19 protein-coding genes and 1 pseudogene are annotated in these 18,623 nt (G+C 55.6%); 5 read left to right on the top strand and 15 right to left on the bottom strand.

What is annotated here, in order from left to right; all coding sequences use genetic code 11:
* Window positions 1-34: 34 nt before the first annotated feature.
* From ACK4S7_RS10555 to ACK4S7_RS10515, 9 genes and pseudogenes are all read right to left on the bottom strand, one after another.
* Window positions 35-922 (bottom strand): alpha/beta hydrolase fold domain-containing protein, encoded by an 888-nt coding sequence (locus ACK4S7_RS10555; protein WP_409646608.1) that lies wholly within the window; start codon window positions 920-922, stop codon window positions 35-37.
* 89 nt (window positions 923-1,011) lie between these two features.
* Window positions 1,012-2,841 carry a DUF885 domain-containing protein gene (locus ACK4S7_RS10550; RefSeq protein ID WP_409646606.1) on the bottom strand — a complete coding sequence of 610 codons (1,830 nt, stop codon included), beginning with the start codon at window positions 2,839-2,841 and terminating at the stop codon, window positions 1,012-1,014.
* A 138-nt stretch (window positions 2,842-2,979) separates the two neighbouring features.
* Window positions 2,980-3,690, bottom strand: a complete 711-nt coding sequence (locus tag ACK4S7_RS10545; RefSeq protein ID WP_409646604.1) for a prolyl hydroxylase family protein — start codon at window positions 3,688-3,690, stop codon at window positions 2,980-2,982.
* A gap of 12 nt (window positions 3,691-3,702) precedes the next feature.
* Window positions 3,703-4,971 carry an amidohydrolase family protein gene (locus tag ACK4S7_RS10540; RefSeq protein WP_409646602.1) on the bottom strand — a complete coding sequence of 423 codons (1,269 nt, stop codon included), beginning with the start codon at window positions 4,969-4,971 and terminating at the stop codon, window positions 3,703-3,705.
* 103 nt (window positions 4,972-5,074) lie between these two features.
* Complete coding sequence (locus ACK4S7_RS10535; protein ID WP_409646600.1) at window positions 5,075-5,998, bottom strand: RcnB family protein; 924 nt, start codon at window positions 5,996-5,998, stop codon at window positions 5,075-5,077.
* Window positions 5,999-6,122: 124 nt separating this feature from the next.
* Window positions 6,123-6,836, bottom strand: coding sequence for a M15 family metallopeptidase (locus ACK4S7_RS10530; RefSeq protein WP_409646598.1), 714 nt, complete (start codon window positions 6,834-6,836; stop codon window positions 6,123-6,125).
* The gene (accC, locus tag ACK4S7_RS10525; RefSeq protein WP_409646596.1) at window positions 6,812-8,161 is read right to left on the bottom strand and encodes an acetyl-CoA carboxylase biotin carboxylase subunit; all 1,350 of its coding nucleotides are present in this window, start codon (window positions 8,159-8,161) and stop codon (window positions 6,812-6,814) included. Before accC ends, ACK4S7_RS10530 begins: the two co-directional genes overlap by 25 nt.
* A 2-nt stretch (window positions 8,162-8,163) precedes the next feature.
* A pseudogene (accB, locus tag ACK4S7_RS10520) lies at window positions 8,164-8,633 on the bottom strand (acetyl-CoA carboxylase biotin carboxyl carrier protein).
* Between the two features lie 43 nt (window positions 8,634-8,676).
* Window positions 8,677-9,117 carry a type II 3-dehydroquinate dehydratase gene (locus tag ACK4S7_RS10515; protein WP_409646595.1) on the bottom strand — a complete coding sequence of 147 codons (441 nt, stop codon included), beginning with the start codon at window positions 9,115-9,117 and terminating at the stop codon, window positions 8,677-8,679.
* Window positions 9,118-9,205: 88 nt separating this feature from the next.
* Here ACK4S7_RS10515 and thiS point away from each other — a divergent pair, with 88 nt between their 5' ends.
* Window positions 9,206-10,213: a sulfur carrier protein ThiS gene (thiS, locus tag ACK4S7_RS10510; RefSeq protein ID WP_409646594.1), complete on the top strand. Its 1,008-nt coding sequence runs from the start codon at window positions 9,206-9,208 to the stop codon at window positions 10,211-10,213.
* A 261-nt stretch (window positions 10,214-10,474) separates the two neighbouring features.
* The gene (locus tag ACK4S7_RS10505) at window positions 10,475-10,816 is read left to right on the top strand and encodes a UrcA family protein (protein WP_409646592.1); all 342 of its coding nucleotides are present in this window, start codon (window positions 10,475-10,477) and stop codon (window positions 10,814-10,816) included.
* A 53-nt stretch (window positions 10,817-10,869) separates the two neighbouring features.
* On the opposite strand, the gene ACK4S7_RS10500 is transcribed toward ACK4S7_RS10505, so the two are convergent.
* Together ACK4S7_RS10500 and ACK4S7_RS10495 are read right to left on the bottom strand one after the other, a co-directional pair.
* The gene (locus ACK4S7_RS10500) at window positions 10,870-11,613 is read right to left on the bottom strand and encodes a LytR/AlgR family response regulator transcription factor (RefSeq protein WP_409646590.1); all 744 of its coding nucleotides are present in this window, start codon (window positions 11,611-11,613) and stop codon (window positions 10,870-10,872) included.
* Window positions 11,610-12,737 carry a sensor histidine kinase gene (locus ACK4S7_RS10495; protein WP_409646589.1) on the bottom strand — a complete coding sequence of 376 codons (1,128 nt, stop codon included), beginning with the start codon at window positions 12,735-12,737 and terminating at the stop codon, window positions 11,610-11,612. Before ACK4S7_RS10495 ends, ACK4S7_RS10500 begins: the two co-directional genes overlap by 4 nt.
* A gap of 162 nt (window positions 12,738-12,899) precedes the next feature.
* Here ACK4S7_RS10495 and ACK4S7_RS10490 point away from each other — a divergent pair, with 162 nt between their 5' ends.
* Window positions 12,900-13,454 carry a hypothetical protein gene (locus tag ACK4S7_RS10490; RefSeq protein WP_409646587.1) on the top strand — a complete coding sequence of 185 codons (555 nt, stop codon included), beginning with the start codon at window positions 12,900-12,902 and terminating at the stop codon, window positions 13,452-13,454.
* Here ACK4S7_RS10490 and ACK4S7_RS10485 read toward each other — a convergent pair.
* The 3 genes from ACK4S7_RS10485 to lnt all read right to left on the bottom strand — a co-directional run bounded on the left by ACK4S7_RS10485 (window position 13,451) and on the right by lnt (window position 17,245).
* Window positions 13,451-14,155 carry a tRNA (guanine(46)-N(7))-methyltransferase TrmB gene (locus ACK4S7_RS10485; protein WP_409646586.1) on the bottom strand — a complete coding sequence of 235 codons (705 nt, stop codon included), beginning with the start codon at window positions 14,153-14,155 and terminating at the stop codon, window positions 13,451-13,453. The two genes, ACK4S7_RS10490 and ACK4S7_RS10485, sit on opposite strands and share 4 nt — an antisense overlap.
* 59 nt (window positions 14,156-14,214) lie before the next feature.
* On the bottom strand, window positions 14,215-15,423 hold the full coding sequence (gene metK, locus ACK4S7_RS10480; RefSeq protein WP_409646585.1) for a methionine adenosyltransferase: 1,209 nt from the start codon (window positions 15,421-15,423) through the stop codon (window positions 14,215-14,217).
* Between the two features lie 61 nt (window positions 15,424-15,484).
* Window positions 15,485-17,245 carry an apolipoprotein N-acyltransferase gene (lnt, locus tag ACK4S7_RS10475; RefSeq protein WP_409646583.1) on the bottom strand — a complete coding sequence of 587 codons (1,761 nt, stop codon included), beginning with the start codon at window positions 17,243-17,245 and terminating at the stop codon, window positions 15,485-15,487.
* A gap of 90 nt (window positions 17,246-17,335) precedes the next feature.
* On the opposite strand from lnt, the gene ACK4S7_RS10470 reads away from it, so the two are divergent.
* Both ACK4S7_RS10470 and ACK4S7_RS10465 read left to right on the top strand, forming a co-directional pair.
* Entirely contained in the window at window positions 17,336-17,710 is a 375-nt protein-coding gene (locus tag ACK4S7_RS10470) for a hypothetical protein (RefSeq protein ID WP_409646581.1), read from the top strand.
* Complete coding sequence (locus ACK4S7_RS10465) at window positions 17,707-18,126, top strand: VOC family protein (RefSeq protein ID WP_409646580.1); 420 nt, start codon at window positions 17,707-17,709, stop codon at window positions 18,124-18,126. Before ACK4S7_RS10470 ends, ACK4S7_RS10465 begins: the two co-directional genes overlap by 4 nt.
* Before the next feature lie 7 nt (window positions 18,127-18,133).
* On the opposite strand, the gene ACK4S7_RS10460 is transcribed toward ACK4S7_RS10465, so the two are convergent.
* Window positions 18,134-18,493, bottom strand: coding sequence for a hypothetical protein (locus ACK4S7_RS10460; protein WP_409646578.1), 360 nt, complete (start codon window positions 18,491-18,493; stop codon window positions 18,134-18,136).
* Window positions 18,494-18,623: the final 130 nt, after the last annotated feature.

Here is an 18,623-nt window from a genome sequence, read left to right as displayed (position 1 = left end):
AGTATAGCGCGCCGTAGAACCTCACGCAAATGCGTTACGTCACTGCCGGGGTAACGAAGCTTGCCATTTTTAATTGGGCCTTGCGCGACTCAGCAAAGCTGAAGATCGGCCAGTCATGCATCATGCCCGAAAGCTCAATGAGTTCAACCGATGGCAGCTTGGCCTTCAGCGCGCGGGAGTCAGTCACCAATATGTCGTCGCCGCCGGCAAAAGCCAATATGGGGGGCAAGCCTTCCCAGTTGCCGAAGATCGGGCTGCATCTTGGGTCAGTGCTTTGCAGGTCTCCCGCATATAATGTGCCACCTTCGCAAATGCCGCTGATAGTCAGGATTCCGTCGCGTGGTTCAGTCGTCAACTGGTCGGGATGGGCCGGGTCCAAGTTGAGCCAAGGGCAAATCAGCAAAAGACCGGCGGGCAAAGCCTGCCCGGAATCGCGCGCCATTTGCGCCAACGCTGCGGTCAGCCCGCCACCTGCGGAGTCGCCGCCCATTACGAATGGTTTCCCGCCCATCTCCGCTTGATAGGTTGCATAATAGTCCATCGCCCAGGCGGTGACATGCTCCGCCGTGTTTTCTGGCGCCAATGGATAGAGTGGGGCAGTTATCGACCAGCCAAATTGTGACGCCATGTGCGACAGAAATTTCCAGTGGATTGGCGTCGCGGGATACACATAGCCGCCGCCATGCCAGAACAGGACATAAGCGCTGGGATTGCGGCCCTTGGGTGCGATGTGCCAGACGGGGCGGCCCTGAAATTCGCTTTGCCGGATGTCGAGGTCAACATGCGCTTTGGGTGAAGGCAAAGGCGCGGCCCGGACCTTCGCAATGTTCTTCTGAAATTGCGGCCCGCCAGTAAACATCCGGCGATAATAGCCTGTGGTACGAAGCACAAATCCAGCAAGGCTGGCAGCAAAACTTGGCATGAATTATTCCCCCTGACCGGGAGCTATATCAACGCGCCAGACCAAGCAAGCGCTTCCCGGCGAGTGTGCTGGCCGGGAAGCGCCTGGATTTATTTCGACGCTGCAATCCAGTCGTCGATTTTCTTTTCAAGAACGGTAAGCGGCAGCGCGCCGGTATTCAGAACCTGATTGTGGAATTCGCGCACATCGAATTTCTTGCCCAATTCCTTCTTGGACTTTTCTTTCAGGCGCATGATGGTCAGCGCGCCGATTTTATAGGCCAGGGCTTGCGACGGAATGGCGATATAACGCTCGACCTCAGCAGTTGCGTCGGTTTTGCCCATGTCGCTGTTGGCGAGCATATATTCGATAGCCTGTTCGCGCGTCCAGCCCTTGCTGTGGATTCCCGTGTCTACCACGAGGCGCATGGCGCGGAGCATTTCGTCCGACAATGTGCCGAACCGCTGATACGGGTCCTTGAACAGGCCCATCTCATACCCCAATGTTTCGGAATAAAGCGCCCAACCTTCGACATAAGCAGTGTTGCCGCCGAAACGCATGAAGGCAGGCAGCTTTTCATTTTCCTGCGCAATGCTGATCTGGAAATGGTGGCCCGGTGCGCCTTCGTGCAGATAAAGCGTCGTCATGCCTGACGTTGTGCGGCTTGGCAGGTCATAGGCATTGAAATAGAATATGCCCGGACGCGAGCCGTCAGGTGTGCCTTGCTGATAACTGCCGCCAGCTTCATATTTCTCGCGGAATTCTTCATAAGGCTTGATCTCAAGCGGGGCCTTCGGAAGATATTTGAACTGCGTGGAAATCTTTGCATCCACCAGCTTGCCAATATCATAATAGCCCTGAGTCAATGCGTCACGGCTATCAAGTTTGAACTTTGGATCGGTGCGCAAATGCTCGAAGAATTCCGCCAAGGTACCTTTAAACCCGACTTCCTTGCGGACCTCCTCCATGCCCGACTTAATCCGCGCAACTTCGGATAGTCCAAGAGTGTGGATATCATCGGCCTTCAGGGGCAGCGTCGTCGTCTGTTCAATCAGATATTGATACAGGCCTTCACCGCCTTTCATCGCTGACAGCCCGACCTGTTCGCGCGCCAAGGGCAAATAGCTGTCACGCAGGAAATCGCGCAAACGAGCGTTAGCCGGGTAAAGGCCGTTTTCGATGATTTCCCGATATTCGGATGTCAGACGCGCCTTGTCTGCGTCGCTAAAACCTTCGGGGAATTTCAGGACCGGGCCATAATATGGCGACTCTTCGGTCTTTAGCGCAAGCTGGGTATCAAGTTGATCGACAACGTTGGTGATGGTCATTTTCGTTTCGAAAACGCCAGATGCCATGCCTTGCCGGAACCGGTCGATCGACCGATCCATCAGGACGATAAATTCCTTATGCCGTTTCAGGTTATTGTCATAATCCTGAACGGTCTTGAACGGAGCTGCACCCTGGCCGCTGGCGAAGGTCGGATAGAAGGTATGAAAACCGAAAAAGTGGTTCAACGGCCGAACGACGGTCAAATCCATGATTTCTTTTGAGTAGCCCTTCAAGGCATCTATCTGGTTCTGTTTGAACACGTCATAGGCAATTTTGTCCGTGGCATTCAGCTTGTCACGATCAATGGTTTTCAAGCCTTCCAGATTAGCCTCGGCTGCCTTGCGCTCGTTCGCAAAATAGGCGTCAGTGATGAAATCGCCAAATCGGTCAGCATAGCGCATATCGCCGCGAAACATGGCGTTCAGCGGGTTGCGCTGGAGGTTTGCTTCGTCGTCAGCTGCAAATAACGCGGCTAGCTTCTGGCTTTCGGTTGAGGGGCTTTCATTTGAGGGGCTTACGGTTGATGTGGCCTGCGCTTGGGCGGCGACAGCGGCAAAAGGCGAAAGTAAGGCCACGCTTGCGAGCAGAAGAATGTGCGTGCTTTTTTTCATGAAAATACTCTCCGGATCTGTAGATATTTCAATAGGGTGCAATTGTATTTGGCACCTGCTGTCTGCGTCATCCTATTCAATCACAAGATTATTTCGACAGACGACAGTCAGCGCCTCGCGGGCGGTGCGACAAGCCCTTTAGGAAGGCTTTGCGGTGTTGATTTCCAGCCAGTCATTTTGCCGGTACCATTTCGTGATGACATGCTTCACCCCACGGATGACTGGCGTGCCGGTATGAAGTGTTTTGTAGTTGAGCGTCCCGTCGGGCTTAACATTGTTCCAAATCAGCATCATCCCGGCTTGCGGACGGACGCCAAGGCCCAGATGCGGGAATTCGGTCGCGCCACCTTCTTCGGGCTCATTCAGGAAGATCATTGCGGTCCAGCTGCGCTGACCCCCCGATGGCCCCTCCTGCTGCCAATAGCTCTGGCTCGGGTGGAAGAAATCGTGATGCGCCTTGAATTCCTGCCCAACCTGATAACGCTGCCCCTGCATCGTTTCGGCATAATTGTTGTCGATGCCCAAAACGTCGCTCATCCGCGCTTCAACTTTTGCGATGAACGGGTCCCACCGGTTAAGATGGCAGCTATAGCTTGTACGGAAACCTTCCTGCTCCGTGCCCTTGTACAATGTCGACGGGACGGCATCGGCATCAATTTTGGCGATCAATGTTTTGCAATCTTTCGCGCCAAGGAAACCCTGATACAGATATAATTGCGCGTCTGCATGCTCGACCTGCTGCACAAGCGGATTGGCGTTCAAACGCTTTGTGACATGCGCAGCAATCCGCGCAAGCTTGGCGGGATCATTATTAGGATCAAATTCTTTGGCGGTCGTAACGTCTTGCATAGGATCACCGAATCACGGAACGATGCGTCCTCTTACCATGACCCACTCGGCTTTTTCGAGTGTACGAATGTTGGTCAACGGATTTTCATTCACCGCAACCAGATCGGCGGAATAGCCAACTGCGATCCGGCCGATTTCATTTTCAAGGCCAAGTGTTTTGGCGGCAACCGTAGTTGCGCTTGCCAGTGCCTCGGTGGGGGTCAAGCCTGCGTTTACCAGCAAGGCAAATTCGCCGCCGTTGTTGCCATGTTCAAAAACCCCGGCGTCGGTGCCAAAGGCGACAGTAACGCCCATGGCCTTTGCGCGTCGGACCTGACGTCCAGCGGCCTCAACGGCTTGCTTTGCCTTAACTTCAACCGTGGGGGTGTAAATGCCCTTGCCAAGACGGGCGCGGACGCCCTCAAGCGCCATCAACGTCGGCACCAAGGCTGTGCCTTTTGCTTTCATGACCTTTAAAGCTGCATCATCGGCAAATGTCCCATGTTCGATGGAATCGATTCCTGCGGCGGATGCTGCTTCAATACCGCGCGCGCCATGGGCATGCGCCATGACCTTCAGTCCAAGCGAGTGCGCAGTGTTGGTGATCGACACCATTTCTTCGCTGGTGAAATGAGCTTCCAGCCCTCTGCCCTGTTGCGACAATACGCCGCCCGTCGCCGTGATCTTGATAACGTCGGCGCCGGAGCGTGACGATTTACGGACCTTTTCGGCGCATTCGATCGGACCTGTGCAGGTGTAGCCTGACTCGAGCGTCGTCAGAACATCATTTCGGAAACCCGTCACATCAGCATGCCCGCCGACGATCGAGAGGGCTGGCCCGGCAGCGATGATGCGGGGTCCCACGATGCGACCTTCCGCGGTTCCGCGGCGCAAGACAAAGCCTGTATTCTGTGCGGAGCCAGCTTCGCGGACCGTCGTGAAACCAGCCTTGACGGTCAATGCGGCGTTCTTGACGCCCATGACAACGCCCCATTCGTCGGGATTAACCGCCTCGTCACGGAAATCGTCACCGGGATCGCCTGTTAAATGGACGTGGAGGTCAATGAGGCCGGGGACGAGTGTTTTGGTCGAAAGGTCGACCACCGTATCCGCCTGAAACGGGTTGTTTGTGCCCTTGGCTATTTCTTTGATACGTCCGTCTTCGACAAGGATGACGGATGGCCCGGTCGGGCCAGTTGCGGCATCAGGGATGAGGTTGCCGACGATTATGGCCTGTGTCGCGGCGGATGCTGGCGCTGCAATCGATAAAGCTGCACCTGCGAGTAACAGATAACGGAACATCAAAAACTCTCCCATGATTATGCATGGGAGCTTTGTCAGCTTGGCCCAATGTTACAAGTAAAAAAGCCCGGACGGGTCGGTCCGGGCTTCTAAATTTAGAGACTTACCAAAAGAAATCTCGAATGACGTCTACGACACGTCCGTTACGTAAATCCACAAGAAGGACATCGTCATAATAACGCACCCAGCGATAGGGACCATAAGCGGCTGGCAAGCGGTACTGCCATGGGTCGTTGATCCAATATCGCGATCCGTAGTAGCCCGAGCCTAATGAAAAGCCGATCGATATCCGGCTGTAGCTGCGGTCACGATATGGCGAGTAATATCTGCCAGGGCGGTAATAGTTTCTATTCTGGTCCCGGTAGCTACGCCAGTCGTAGCGCCTGTCGTTGCGCCAGTTATTGGTCCAGCGTCCCGCTTGTTGACGGTCGAGCCGGTAGTCGTTGTTGCGGTCGACCCTGCGGTCGAGATCACCATTCCGGTTCTGGTCATAACGACGGTCAACGCGTTCGTCGTCATTTCGGTCGAGGCTGCGGTCAAGCCGGCCATCACGGTTACGATCCCAGTTCCGGTCCAACTGACCATCGCGGTTCTGGTCCCACCGGCGGTCGAGGTTGCCGTCGCGGTTGCGGTCATAATAACGGCCGTCCTGGCTTGCCTCGCGGCGCTCGGTGCGGACGCCGTCGCGCTGCTGGTAAACTTGCTGAACGTCTTGCTGGCGTTCCACCCGTACATTATCACGTTGCTGTTGGGCACGGTATACCACGGGAGCTACGGGCGCAGGCACTGGCACCGACTGCGTGCGCTGTGGCATGCTTTGCTGACGCGCCGCGCGACGTTCGGCACGCTGCTCCGGCGTCCGGTTGCCACGGGCTTCCTGCCGTTCGGCGCGCCGGTCCTCACGCTGGAAGCTAGCATATTCGTCAAATAAAGTGCGCGCGTTAACGGGCGCGATTTCGGCAGCATGTGCCGCAATCGGCGACAGCGCTGTCGCAGTAACCAGTGTCATCAGGATAAACTTTTTCATGGCAGGTTCCCATGGCAGAGGCACCATGCTTCTGCGGTAGGCCCTATCTGCACCGAGTCTGCTGAAGCAAAGCTGAACTGCTTATACATGTTCATGAAAGGAAGTGTTTTGATGAACAGACTTGTCAGACGATTTTGTTAAAGGGTATATCCATGACTGGAAACTGTTCCCAACCGGTAAAGTCAAAATGCCACCACTCGTTGGACAGGCCAACAAAACCTTCGGCCTCCAGATATCTGGCCAAGCGCACCCGGTTGGCAATGGCCGTTGCAGAGGCGCCCATATAATTGCGATGTGCTTTTTCCGAAAAATCATCAAACTCGCTTGGCATTTCGACAAGCTGCCCAGTGCGCAGATCATGCAAGGTCAGGTCGACAGCGCAGCCACGATTATGCTTTGACCCGCGCTTGGGGTTGGCGACATATTCCTTTTTCGGGCCAACGGGCGTGGCATCCCACAATTTTTTCGTGATGCGCCAAGGGCGGTAGGCATCGTAGATTGTGAGGCCAAAGCCGTCTGCCTGCGCGGCTTTGCTTGCCCGTGCCACCGCCTGCGCCGCGGGGGCAGCCAAAAAGGCGCGTGCTTCATCATACAAAATGCGGCCAGTGAAATTGTTCGTGGTGGCATAGCGCATGTCGAGCCGAATCGCGGGATCGAGCTTTGTGAGCCCAACGAGACGTTTGGGGTCATCTGGCTTGAGCGCCGCAGCTTTGTCGGCTGGAATGAACAGCACATCCGGGTCGGGCCCCGTAGCAGCGCAGCCGACTAGCGGCAGGGCCGCCAGCCCAAACGCCACCTCACGGCGCGAAAGGATTATTCCCCGTCCTTCGCCAACCATTCTTCAAGCCATTTGATGGTGTAGTTACCGTTCTGGAAATCAGGCTCTTCCAACAAGCGCTGATGCAGCGGGATTGTGGTCTTCATGCCCTCAATCACAAATTCCCCAAGCGCACGGCGCAAGCGCATCAGGCATCCTTCGCGGGTCTGGCCATAGACAATCAGCTTGGCGATCATGCTGTCATAATAAGGCGGGACTTTGTACCCGTGATATAAACCGCTGTCGACGCGCACATATAGGCCGCCTGGCGGGTGGTACCATGTGACGGTACCTGGCGAGGGCATGAATGTGCGCGGGTCTTCAGCGTTGATCCGGCATTCGACGGCGTGGCCTGTGAAGGTCACATCCTCTTGGCTAAACGAAAGTGGTTTGCCTTCAGCCACGCGGATCTGTTCGCGCACAAGGTCGATGCCCGTGATCATTTCGGTGACAGGATGTTCGACCTGCAACCGGGTGTTCATTTCGATGAAATAGAACTCACCATTTTCCCAGAGGAACTCGATGGTGCCAGCACCGCGATAGCCCATGTCGGCCATCGCCTTGGCGCAGATGTTGCCCATGCGGTCACGCTCTGCAGTCGCCAGCACGGGCGAGGGCGCTTCTTCCAGAACCTTTTGGTGCCGTCGCTGAAGCGAACAGTCACGTTCGCCCAAATGCACGGCTTTTCCATTGCCATCGCCGAAAATCTGGAATTCAATGTGGCGCGGGTTACCGAGATATTTTTCAAGATAGACGGTGGCGTCGCCAAAGGCGGCTTTCGCTTCGGACCCCGCCTGCTGCATTTGGGTCTCAAGCTCCGCTTCACTGTTCACGACTTTCATGCCGCGCCCGCCGCCGCCTGAGGCAGCCTTGATGATCACGGGATAGCCAATCTCGCGCGCTATCGCCTTTGCTTCACCCACATCCTCAATCGCTCCGTCGGAACCGGGAACGAGTGGTAAGCCCAAGGCGCCGGCTGTGCGCTTTGCCTCAACCTTGTCGCCCATAGTGCGGATATGTTCAGGCTTGGGGCCAATCCATTTGATGTCATGGCTTTCGACGATTTCCGCGAACTGCGCGTTTTCGGACAGAAAACCATAGCCGGGGTGAATCGCGTCGGCATGGCTGATTTCAGCGGCAGAGATAATCGCCGGAATGTTGAGGTAACTGTCGGTCGCAGAAGGCGGCCCGATGCATATCGCTTCGTCGGCGAGGCGCACATGCATGGCGTCTGCGTCAGCGGTCGAATGGACCGCTACCGTCTTGATCCCCATTTCATGCGCGGCGCGGTGAATGCGAAGCGCAATCTCGCCGCGGTTGGCGATAAGGATTTTTTCAATGGCCATTTTTAAGCAATCACCAACAGAGGCTGGTCAAATTCAACTGGCTGGCCGCTCTCGACATAGATTTCGGTGACCGTGCCTGACGTGGCGGCGACAATCGGGTTCATGACCTTCATCGCTTCGATAATCAGAACGGTGTCGCCTGCCTTCACTTGCTGGCCAACGCTGACAAAGGTGCCGCCTCGGGTTCAGGAGTTAGATAGGCTGTGCCGACCATGGGTGACCTCATGGCGTTGGTGGAGATGGCTGGGGCGCTTGGCGCGGCTGCTGCTGCCGGAGCGGCGGCTGGTGCGGCAGCAGGCGCTGCCATCATGGGCGCGGCAACTGCTGTCATCGTGCGGGACACGCGGATTTTGCGCTCGCCGTCCTCAACCTCAATTTCGCTGAGACCAGTGTCGTTCAGCATCGCCGCCAGTTCGCGGACCAGATCCGTATCGACCTGCATGCTGCCAGTAGTTCCTGTTTTCGCCGCCATGTAAAACTCCTTGGCCCCTGAAATTATATTGCAGCGCCTAATGTCAAAGTTGTAACGCTACGTCCAGCGCCAGTTCGTACGACTTTGCGCCATGCCCCGCAAACACCGCTTTTGCGCCCATGCTGACATAGCTCAAATGCCGAAATTCTTCCCTTTGGTGCGGATCGGACAGATGCACTTCGAAAACCGGGACAGTGATCGCCTTAATCGCGTCAAGGATCGCGATGGATGTATGCGTGAAACCAGCAGCGTTCAGCAGCACGGCCTTCGCGCCGTCGGCCTGCGCCTCATGCAGCCAATCGATCAAATGGCCTTCATGGTTTGATTGCCGGAAATCGATGACGGCACCTGCGGCGCGCGCTTGATCATCCAATCGGCCTGCGATATCGTCAAGCGTATCGGTGCCGTAAATTTCGGGTTCTCTTGTGCCAAGCAAATTGAGATTTGGCCCATTAAGAACAAAGATTGTCGGCCGATCAGCCAAGGCACGTCCCCCATATAAAGTCAAAGCAGCGGTTGCGCAGACTGTCTGCCAAGCACTATATGCCCCTTAGTACAAATTGCGAGATGAAATGACCTCCTCCCTTTCCCCCGATTCTATCACTCTCACGCTCAATGGTGAGGCGCGCCGATTCCGTGCTTCGGCTACGGTGGCTGATCTAGTTCGCGATATCGGCCTTGATCCGGCCAAGGTCGCAGTGGAGCGAAATCTGGAGATCGTGTCGCGATCAACACTGGAAGACGTTGTCCTGGCCGACGGGGACAGGCTGGAGATCGTTCACTTTGTAGGCGGCGGGCAGGATGATGCTGCAAATGACAGTTGGTCAGTCGCTGGCCGCACGTTTCAATCGCGCCTGATTGTCGGGACCGGCAAATATAAGGATTTCGAACAGAACGCCGCTGCGCTTGTAGCTTCGGGCGCAGAGATCATCACCGTAGCTGTGCGCCGCGTCAATGTGTCGGACCCAAAGGCTCCAATGTTGACGGATTACATTGATCCCAAAAAATACACCTATCTTCCAAACACCGCCGGATGCTTCACCGCCGAGGATGCGATACGCACATTGCGGCTCGCGCGGGAAGCCGGGGGCTGGGACCTTGTGAAGCTTGAGGTGCTGGGCGAGGCGAAGACGCTATATCCTGACATGCGCGAAACGCTGAAGGCAACCGAGGTTTTGGCCAAGGAAGGTTTTCTGCCAATGGTCTATTGTGTCGATGATCCCATTGCCGCCAAGCAATTGGAAGAGGCAGGCGCTGTCGCTGTGATGCCGTTGGGGGCACCCATTGGTTCAGGGCTTGGTATCCAAAACCGAGTTACGATCCGCCTGATCGTCGAAGGCGCGAAGGTTCCGGTTCTCGTGGACGCAGGTGTTGGAACAGCGTCGGATGCTGCTGTCGCGATGGAGTTGGGCTGCGATGGCGTTCTGATGAACACCGCGATTGCCGAAGCCAAAAACCCCGTTGCCATGGCAACAGCAATGAAACTGGCGGTCCAATCGGGCCGAATGGCGTATATGTCGGGCAGAATGGGGCGGCGAATGTACGCTGACCCGTCAAGTCCGCTTGCTGGTCTTATCTAGAATTCACTCTCACTATTGACGAAATGGCCATGTTGGTCGTTTGTCGACCAGCTTTGTGCGTTAGCCATGACGCTGGTCGAACAATCGATTGCCCGTGCGCTTAATCGAAACTGTCATGCATGACCAACACAGCTGGCGTATCACTGTTTTCGCAGGCCGGGCTTTCTTCATGCTTCCCAGCTTCGGACGTCGGCTCGCCTGCAACCCTCTCCCCCCTTGGCTGACTGCCTAACGCAGCGGCCATTTTGAAAGGAATTTTGTATGGCTACCCCCAAGCTATTGATATTGTCGTTAACTGTCGCCTCTACACTGTTGGCAACCACGCCAGCGATGGCAGACGCGAAGACCCAGGCAGTCCGTCACGCGGACCTGGATTTGTCGTCTGCTGCAGGACGTGAGCGCCTGCAGATGCGGATCAAGCAAGCTGTGAAACAAGTATGCCGTTCGCCGCGTGCGCTTACGCTTGAAGAACGCCAGGATCAAAAGAACTGCGAAGAAGTGGCTTATGCCAAGGTTGCTCCTGAAAGCGAAAGGGTCATTGCTGCATATGTCGACAAGCGTCGTATTGCGTTTGGCGACAATGCCCGCGCCGGTACCAATTAAGACCGCTTCAAAGACCCGCAAACTCCGGCAGCGTTACTACTGCCGGAGTTTTGCTATTTGCCTGCAAGGCGTTTGACATCGGCGAGATATTTCCGCCCGATCCGCATCGACAGATCTTCCCCCAACAAGGCGTGCCAGACGCCGCCGCCTTCATGACGCAAGCCGGTTATCAGGTCCCTGCGCACAATATGGCTGCGGTGAATTCGTTGAAACTGTTCGGGGTCCAATCGCTGTTCAAGCGTCGAAATTGTCTGGTGCAAAAGATAGCTTCGTCCAGCAGTGTGCAGCCGCATATAATCACGTTCGGCCTCAATCCGTTCAATATCGATCGCAGCAATGCGGATCAGTTCGGCGCGATGCGATACCCAAAATTCATGTGCGTACCGGCTGTCAGACTTCAACGGCGTATTTGCAGACAATGGTTTTGCATCAGGCATCCCGGTTGCCCGCGCAATCGCCCTACCAAGTCGCTCGCTTGAAACAGGTTTAAGAACATAGTCGACCACGTCGAGATCAAACGCCTCTACGGCAAAATTATCATAGGCCGTGATCAAAATGATGGCCGGTTTTTTGTTCATCAGTCCCAGCGCGCGCGCGGCGTTGATGCCATCCATTTTGGGCATGCCAATGTCGAGAAAGATAAGGTCGGGCGTCAATTGCTGGGCAATGCGCAGCGCTTCTACGCCGTCATTGGCGGTTCCCACGATTTCGATGACCGGGTGTTCTCCGCTCAAAATTTCGAGCCGTTCTATGGCCAAGGGTTCATCGTCAACGATGAGCGTACGGAGTCGCTTCATACGGCAATCCTACGGCTTAAAGGCAGGGTTAGCATTGCAATAAAACCTCCTCCGTGGACCATCTGTGTGTCAAGGCGGGCCGCAGATCGATAGCGCGCCTCCAATCGGTCGCGCACATTGGCAAGGCCAATGCCGTTGCCGCCGACCTGATCGGAATCGACTGCTTCGCCGTCGTCTATGACGCTGAGTATCAGAACATCATTGTCGCGTTTAGCACTGATGATAATTTCCACGGGACGGGTAGACCGGGATACGCCATATTTAATGGCGTTTTCGACAAGTGGCTGCAGGATCAATGCAGGCACGTGCTGGCCCATCAATTCGTCCGGAATATCGATGCTAACCTTAAGCCGCTTTGGGTAACGCACACTTTCGATTTCAAGATATAGCCGTTGAAGCTCAACTTCTTCCTCAAGCGTGACATCTTCCAACGGGTCGGACGACAGGCTGGTCCGGTAAAAATTGGACAGGTTTTGAATCATCGTCTCGGCCTCTTTAGGCTTGCCGGTCATGACGAGGCTTGAAAGCGAATTCAGTGTGTTGAAAAGAAAATGGGGATTGACCTGATAGCGCAGCGAACGCAGTTCGGCATCCTGCGCAGCCTGGGCAAACCGCGACGTTTTTCGTTCGGCCTCCCTGACTTCCCTCGCATAGCCAATCGCGACATACAGCGAACTCCATGCGATCAGGAAAAAGTAATGCGTGACCGATATGTCGGCGATTTCCTGCCAGAAAGACAAGCCAAGCTGCGCCTTTAAATCCTCAATCGTACGTCCGACGCTCGGGTCTTTGAACAGGCTGATAGGATCATATAGGTTGAAGATGTAAAAATTGGCCGACGCCAGAATCATGGCACATGGGATGGCTCCGATGAATGCCACGCTGACACGGAAACCAAGCGATTGCCGGTCACCCATCCGCAAACCGACATACAATATCCAGGTAACCAAGACACCGACCAACGCCACCATCAGGCGACGTTCAAAGAGCACGGCCTGAGCCGGAAAATCGAGCAGCGCCGCGCGGAGCGAGAGGATTAATGCGTAAAATGCCCAGAAGCCGATAATAGTCAGCAATGCCAATTGGTGGCCAATGAGCGGATTTCGTGAAGGAAATTTTTCCATGCCCCGCTATAACCGAATTTCCGCCGGTTGCACCAGACGCGTCGCTTCTTGTCGAACGCTTGGCCAATTTGGTCGAATGTTTTTCTACGGGGGGCGCTGTTAATGCTTCGCTAACCACATCCGAGCGATTATGGAGGTCTGGGGAAACAGGGGGATATTGGCATGACAAAGACAACACATGATGGTCCTGGCTTTTTGACATTGGCCGAGATCAAGGAGTTCGCCGGATTTAGCGCAGCGACGCAGCGGTATATTCGCAGGTCGCTGGATGTGGCATTTGATCGCGAAGATGCAGTTGCCGTCTGGTCGCGCGACGCCGTCGAAGTTGCGTCAATTGATGCACAGCACAGTTTTTACGAACGTTTGCCGGATATTCGTGCCTTGATCCCGGATTCGGCTGTCCTTTGGGATGCTCAGCCTTTCTTGGCGCAGTTGGTAACAGTTTCCGCCTTCGATTTGGGACAGGGCCGCATCGATTGCTTCGCGGCATATCGCTTCCTTTACGAACGGTTGATTGGCGCCGATGCCCGGCCTTGGCTGCCAGCAGCGTTTTGCGCGGCAGCATCGATGCCGCATCTGCCACCGGGCAAGCGTAAGATATTGCTGCAATCGATCAGCGAAGCCGCTGCCACCGCTACCGGATGGTCAAGACGCCAGCCAAGCTTCTATCCCGAATGGGTCGATAAGGTCGACGCAGGGAGCAGCCGCGCTTATTAATCCGGCTTTCGCTGATAGCGGAAATACCAGACTTCGTGCCCAAGGCGGCGCGCCTTCGCCTCGTATCGGGTTTCAGGCCAGCCGCCAGGGCGTTTTTGGAAATCGGATGCCGTGTTGCATAGCCAGTCGAATTTATGGCGATGCCTTTGCATCACCATAAGTGCATGTCGGACATAAACGGGATGGTCGGTCCCGAACCGGAATTCGCCGCCGGGTTTTAGTTTGGACGCGATCAAATCGACCGGCCCATCATTCATCATCCGGCGCTTTACATGCCGCGCCTTTGGCCATGGGTCCGGATGCAACAGATAGACAAATGATAATGACCCGTCAGGGACGCGGCGAAGCATTTCCAAGGCATCGCCCATATGCAGCCGTACATTGTGCAGTCCGCCTTCGCGAATATGGGATAAAGCTTGGGCAACACCGTTCAGAAACGGCTCGCAACCGATAAAGCCATGATCAGGCAACAGATCCGCACGGAACGCCAAATGTTCGCCGCCACCAAAGCCGATTTCAAAGTGCATAACGCGGTCGTCGCCGAACAGATTCCTGCTGCCAAGCGGACCTTCTTCCGGAACCGCGATTTGAGGTAGCAGGTTTTCGACGAGCTCGTTCTGCTCAGAACGCAGCTTTTTACCCTTTGAACGGCCATAAAGACGGTTCAGCGTCGTTGGATCTCCGAGCTTGTTAGCAGTCATGGGCTGGCGGCTAAACTTTCAGCCGCCAGCCTGCAAGTGTAATCAAGCCAGTTTTCTGATCAAGCCAGGGCTGCCTTCAAATCTTCAACCAGATCGGTGCGTTCCCACGGGAAGAAGTCGCCTTCGGGCTTGCGACCGAAATGGCCATAAGCCGCGGTGCGGCGGTAGATGGGCTTATTGAGGCCAAGATGTGTGCGGATAGCGCGGGGGGTAAGGCCACCAAGCTTTTCGATGCCCATGATGGCAGCTTCAATCCGGTCATCGCCCACGGTACCCGTGCGGTGCGTGTCGACATAAAGCGACAGTGGCTTGGATACGCCGATGGCGTAGGCAAGCTGGATTGTGCAGCGCGTGGCGAGGCCAGCGGCCACAATGTTTTTGGCGAGGTAACGTGTGATATAAGCAGCCGAACGGTCAACCTTTGTCGGATCCTTACCGGAAAACGCGCCGCCGCCATGCGGGGCTGCGCCGCCATAAGTATCGACAATGATCTTGCGGCCAGTCAGCCCGGCATCACCGTCGGGGCCGCCGATTTCAAAGCTGCCGGTCGGGTTGATGTGATATTCGGTTTCTGTCAGCAAACTTGCGGGAAGCAGGTCAGCGATGACGCCCTTTACATAAGCATGAAGCCGGGCTTCGTTTTCGCCTTGGTCATATCCCGGTGCGTGCTGCGTGGAAACGACAATCGCGGTGGCTGCTTCCGGCTTGCCTTCGCTGTTGTAGCGCAGCGTGACCTGGCTTTTTGCGTCAGGTTCAAGGAATGGCGCAGCACCCGAATGACGGTCGGCGGCCATGCGCTCAAGAATCTTGTGGCTGTAGTCGAGTGTCGCCGGCATCAGGTCAGGCGTTTCTGTCGACGCATAACCAAACATGATGCCCTGGTCGCCAGCACCCTCGTCCTTGTTGCCAGTCGCATCTACGCCCTGTGCAATGTGTGCTGACTGACCGTGCAGGTTGTTTTCGAAGCGCAAGGTCTCCCAATGAAAGCCTTCTTGCGCATAGCCGATTTCCTTGACAGTGCGGCGGACAGTGGCTTCGATTTCTTCCTTGGCTCCTGCGGCCCATTCACCATTTTCATAGACGCCTTTGCAGCGGATTTCACCAGCGAGCACAACAAGCTGGGTGGTGGTGAGTGTTTCGCACGCAATGCGCGCCTCGGGGTCTTTCGATAAAAACAGATCGACGATGGCGTCGGATATCTGGTCCGAAACCTTGTCGGGGTGTCCCTCCGATACGGATTCGGAAGTGAAAAGATAATTGGAGCGCATGGTTTTTCCAGTCTATTGGCTGTATCTGCGTATAAAGAATTCTTTATATCGTGTTGCGCCCTTAGCGAGAACTATGTCGGCGGGCAAGCGGTAACAGTGCGATCAAGATCAACAGTGCAGCGAATGCCAATGGAACGACGTTGCCAAATCGCGCGAATAAAGTTGGTGCCTTTGCGCGCGGCAGTTGGGTGTCAATGCGGCCATCGCTGCCCAAAGGAAGGCTGTTCGTGATGTGGCCGTTGGCATCGATAATGGCGCTGATCCCCGTAGGTGTTGCGCGGATGACGGGCAGGCCTTCCTCAATTGCACGGAGTCGTGCCTGCGCCAGATGCTGCGGCGGACCAATCGTGCCAAACCATGCGTCGTTGGACGGGTTGAAGATGAAGTCCGGCCGGTTTTTGCGATCGACGGTTTGACCGGAGAAAATGATCTCGTAGCAAATTTGCATCCCGATTTTGACGGGCTTGCCGTTCACATTCACGGTCATCGTTTGCGCGCCTGGGCCCGGCCAGAAGTCTAGGGTGCCCGGAACAAGGCGTGCCAGTCCAAGAGGTTCCAGCAGCCACGGCAAAGGCAGATATTCGCCATAAGGGACCAAATGCGCCTTGTCATAATGGCCAAGTATTCGGCCAAATGCGTCCATGGCCGAAACGCTGTTGCGCGCAGCAACCAGCTGCCCCTTTTCGATAACAAGACGGTTGGCGCCCGTCACCAGCACATCGCCCTCGGCCATGAGCGTCGTCAGCCGCGCCCGCGCTCCGGCTGCGCTTTCGCCCGGCTGGCCTTGATAATAACGGTAGGGGTAACCCTCTTCGAGATAGTCCGGTATTGCGGCCTCGGGCCACAGGAGCAGGCGCGGGCCTTGGCTCGGCAAGGGACGGCTGTTCATCGCGAGCTTGGCAAAGTTAATCGCGTCATAGCCCGGCGCATATTTGTCCGCTTGCGAGATGTTGGGTTGAACGACAGTGATGGCGACGGGCTGCTCGTTCGGGGTCGTACTGCGGTAAAAGCCCCCCAGTAACGAAACCCGGCCAATGATACCCGTCGCGGCCAAAGCAAAGAGCAAAAATCCGCCGACGAAATAGCTGGTCCATCCGCCGCTGGCGCGATCATCTTCGGATCCGTTTATCCATAACGACGCGAACTTGTAAAAGCCGCCAATAACCAAAAGGATGACGCCTGACAGCCCATAAGTGCCGATTGCGCTAGCAGGCTCGGCAACAAATGGCATCGAAACGGTGATCACGCTCAGCGGGTTCCAGACATAGCCAGTAAACACCCAACTGCGCAGCCATTCTGTGATGATCCACAACCCGGCAAAGGAAAAGATCAAGGGTAGCAGACTTGCCGCAATTCTAAGTTCGTCACTCCTGCGTAGGCGGGAGTCTAATGCCTGACCGTCCGGTTCAGAGGGCAGTTCCAGTGCTGGGTTCCCGCCTTCGCGGGTATGACCGAGGGCTTTCGTCGTGAAGTCGCTGATCCAATACGCCCCCGCCGATGCCAAGGCCGGATAGATTGCCAGAAACAGCGACAAAGCCACGACCGCTATATAGCCAAGCCAGATCGGCATGGCGGCCTGAAAGGTAAAGGCTACCGCAATCCATTGATTGCCAAAAGCGAAATGACCCACGCCGAAAAGCCAGCCAAGGATGAACGCGTGCTTCGGATCGCGGGCGTGCGCAACAAGGTGAATGAGCAGCGCGAAACACAGCAAAGTGAACGGCCAAAGGCCCCATGGTGCAAAGCCATAAGCCGACAATGCGCCAGCGCCGAGCGCGGTCCAGCGGGCGAACTTCTGAAGCAGGGCCAAGATTTTCTGCACGGCCCGCCTTTGCCCGTCCAATATGGCAAATGCAATCGGGCAAACGTTGTCGTTGCTTGCGGTTCAGGCATTGGCTGCTAATTCAGGTGCATGATGTTACTTGCTATGGCGCTTGCCACCACCACCCCATCCCCGCTCACAGACGCGCATCAAGACGATATTGCCTGTGTTGCAGTGCTGGCGACCTTGGCCGAAAAGCAGCGGCTTGGCAGCGCTCCGTTAGACGCGCCCGACGTTCGGCAACAGGGCAAACGATGGGCGGGCATCGTTGGTAGCCGGATCACCGAGCAAAGCGGGCAACCGCGCGAATTGGTTGCAGTCGCGATGGCGGAGGCAGCCAAAGCCGAATTTCAGCGACCAAGCAATCTTGCGCGGATCAACATGTGCGTCGTGCAAATGACGACAGAACTTGCTACCGCCGATCTTGTCGACCAACCCCTGCATAAACCGGTGACTTCAAAATGACCTTACGTCCATTCCATTTGGCCTTTCCCGTCCATGATCTGTCTGAAGCCCGCCAGTTTTATGGCGAGATGATGGGCTGTTCCGAAGGTCGGTCATCCGATCATTGGATTGATTTCGATTTTTTCGGGCACCAGATCGTCGCGCATCTGGATGCGTCGGCACGAAGCATTACGACCCACAACCCTGTCGATGGCCATGACGTTCCGGTTCCGCATTTCGGAATTGTGCTCACCATGGGGCAGTGGGAATTATTGGCCGAACGAGTGAAGGCCGCAGGCGTTGAGTTCGGGATCGAGCCACATATCCGTTTTAAGGGACAGGCTGGCGAACAGGCCACAATGTTTTTTTATGACCCAAGTGGAAATGCGCTCGAGTTCAAGGCTTTTGCGGACGACGCAAATCTGTTCGCACGCTAGAAAAGGGTTATTCAACCGTTGTCACGGTACCCGGCGGGTCGGTTTGATCGGGGATACCCTTAGTGATCTCTTTAGCAACAGGATTGTTGTTGCTGCTGTCATTGTCAAAAACCATTGAAGGTTTGCCGTCAATCGCCGGGATATCTTCGACTTGTGGAATCTCGGTCGAAAAACCTGACTCGATCTCAGGGCCCTTGTCCTGAGCAATCGCTGCTTCATCTCTGTCAGTCAAAGATTTTGGCGGTTCTACTGCCGCGGTGATTTCGGATTGCTGGTATTCTGCAAAGATGTTGCCAGCCATGACCGCTAAAATCACGACAGTGATGATCGCGACAATTGCTACAATTTTCCTTGAACTACTGTCCATTTCGTCGCGCCTTTTCCCACACCGCATTTTGCATCCCGATGGAGGGCATTTGCGGATAGCGCAAGTTCATTAGTTTAGATTGTAGTTTGGAGGAATCGCAAAGTTTGGCTTGAACTGCGGCCCGGCCAGT

Source organism: Sphingorhabdus sp., from assembly GCF_046292425.1.
Taxonomy (GTDB): Bacteria; Pseudomonadota; Alphaproteobacteria; order Sphingomonadales; family Sphingomonadaceae; genus Sphingorhabdus_B.
The sequence above is the reverse complement of the archived record's forward strand: the minus strand, read 5'-3'. Positions and strand labels throughout refer to the sequence as shown.

What these genes read in the sequence shown, in the direction of transcription:
- ACK4S7_RS10545 (WP_409646604.1), bottom strand. Translation starts at nt 3,690, where the DNA reads ATGCAAGACGTTACGACCGCCAAAGAATTTGATCCTAATAATGATCCC.
- ACK4S7_RS10505 (WP_409646592.1), top strand. Translation starts at nt 10,475, where the DNA reads ATGGCTACCCCCAAGCTATTGATATTGTCGTTAACTGTCGCCTCTACA.
- ACK4S7_RS10490 (WP_409646587.1), top strand. Translation starts at nt 12,900, where the DNA reads ATGACAAAGACAACACATGATGGTCCTGGCTTTTTGACATTGGCCGAG.
- ACK4S7_RS10495 (WP_409646589.1), bottom strand. Translation starts at nt 12,737, where the DNA reads ATGGAAAAATTTCCTTCACGAAATCCGCTCATTGGCCACCAATTGGCA.
- thiS (WP_409646594.1), top strand. Translation starts at nt 9,206, where the DNA reads ATGACCTCCTCCCTTTCCCCCGATTCTATCACTCTCACGCTCAATGGT.
- ACK4S7_RS10555 (WP_409646608.1), bottom strand. Translation starts at nt 922, where the DNA reads ATGCCAAGTTTTGCTGCCAGCCTTGCTGGATTTGTGCTTCGTACCACA.
- ACK4S7_RS10460 (WP_409646578.1), bottom strand. Translation starts at nt 18,493, where the DNA reads ATGGACAGTAGTTCAAGGAAAATTGTAGCAATTGTCGCGATCATCACT.
- ACK4S7_RS10485 (WP_409646586.1), bottom strand. Translation starts at nt 14,155, where the DNA reads ATGACTGCTAACAAGCTCGGAGATCCAACGACGCTGAACCGTCTTTAT.
- ACK4S7_RS10530 (WP_409646598.1), bottom strand. Translation starts at nt 6,836, where the DNA reads ATGGTTGGCGAAGGACGGGGAATAATCCTTTCGCGCCGTGAGGTGGCG.
- ACK4S7_RS10465 (WP_409646580.1), top strand. Translation starts at nt 17,707, where the DNA reads ATGACCTTACGTCCATTCCATTTGGCCTTTCCCGTCCATGATCTGTCT.
- ACK4S7_RS10500 (WP_409646590.1), bottom strand. Translation starts at nt 11,613, where the DNA reads ATGAAGCGACTCCGTACGCTCATCGTTGACGATGAACCCTTGGCCATA.
- ACK4S7_RS10540 (WP_409646602.1), bottom strand. Translation starts at nt 4,971, where the DNA reads ATGTTCCGTTATCTGTTACTCGCAGGTGCAGCTTTATCGATTGCAGCG.
- ACK4S7_RS10550 (WP_409646606.1), bottom strand. Translation starts at nt 2,841, where the DNA reads ATGAAAAAAAGCACGCACATTCTTCTGCTCGCAAGCGTGGCCTTACTT.
- metK (WP_409646585.1), bottom strand. Translation starts at nt 15,423, where the DNA reads ATGCGCTCCAATTATCTTTTCACTTCCGAATCCGTATCGGAGGGACAC.
- accC (WP_409646596.1), bottom strand. Translation starts at nt 8,161, where the DNA reads ATGGCCATTGAAAAAATCCTTATCGCCAACCGCGGCGAGATTGCGCTT.
- ACK4S7_RS10535 (WP_409646600.1), bottom strand. Translation starts at nt 5,998, where the DNA reads ATGAAAAAGTTTATCCTGATGACACTGGTTACTGCGACAGCGCTGTCG.
- ACK4S7_RS10470 (WP_409646581.1), top strand. Translation starts at nt 17,336, where the DNA reads ATGATGTTACTTGCTATGGCGCTTGCCACCACCACCCCATCCCCGCTC.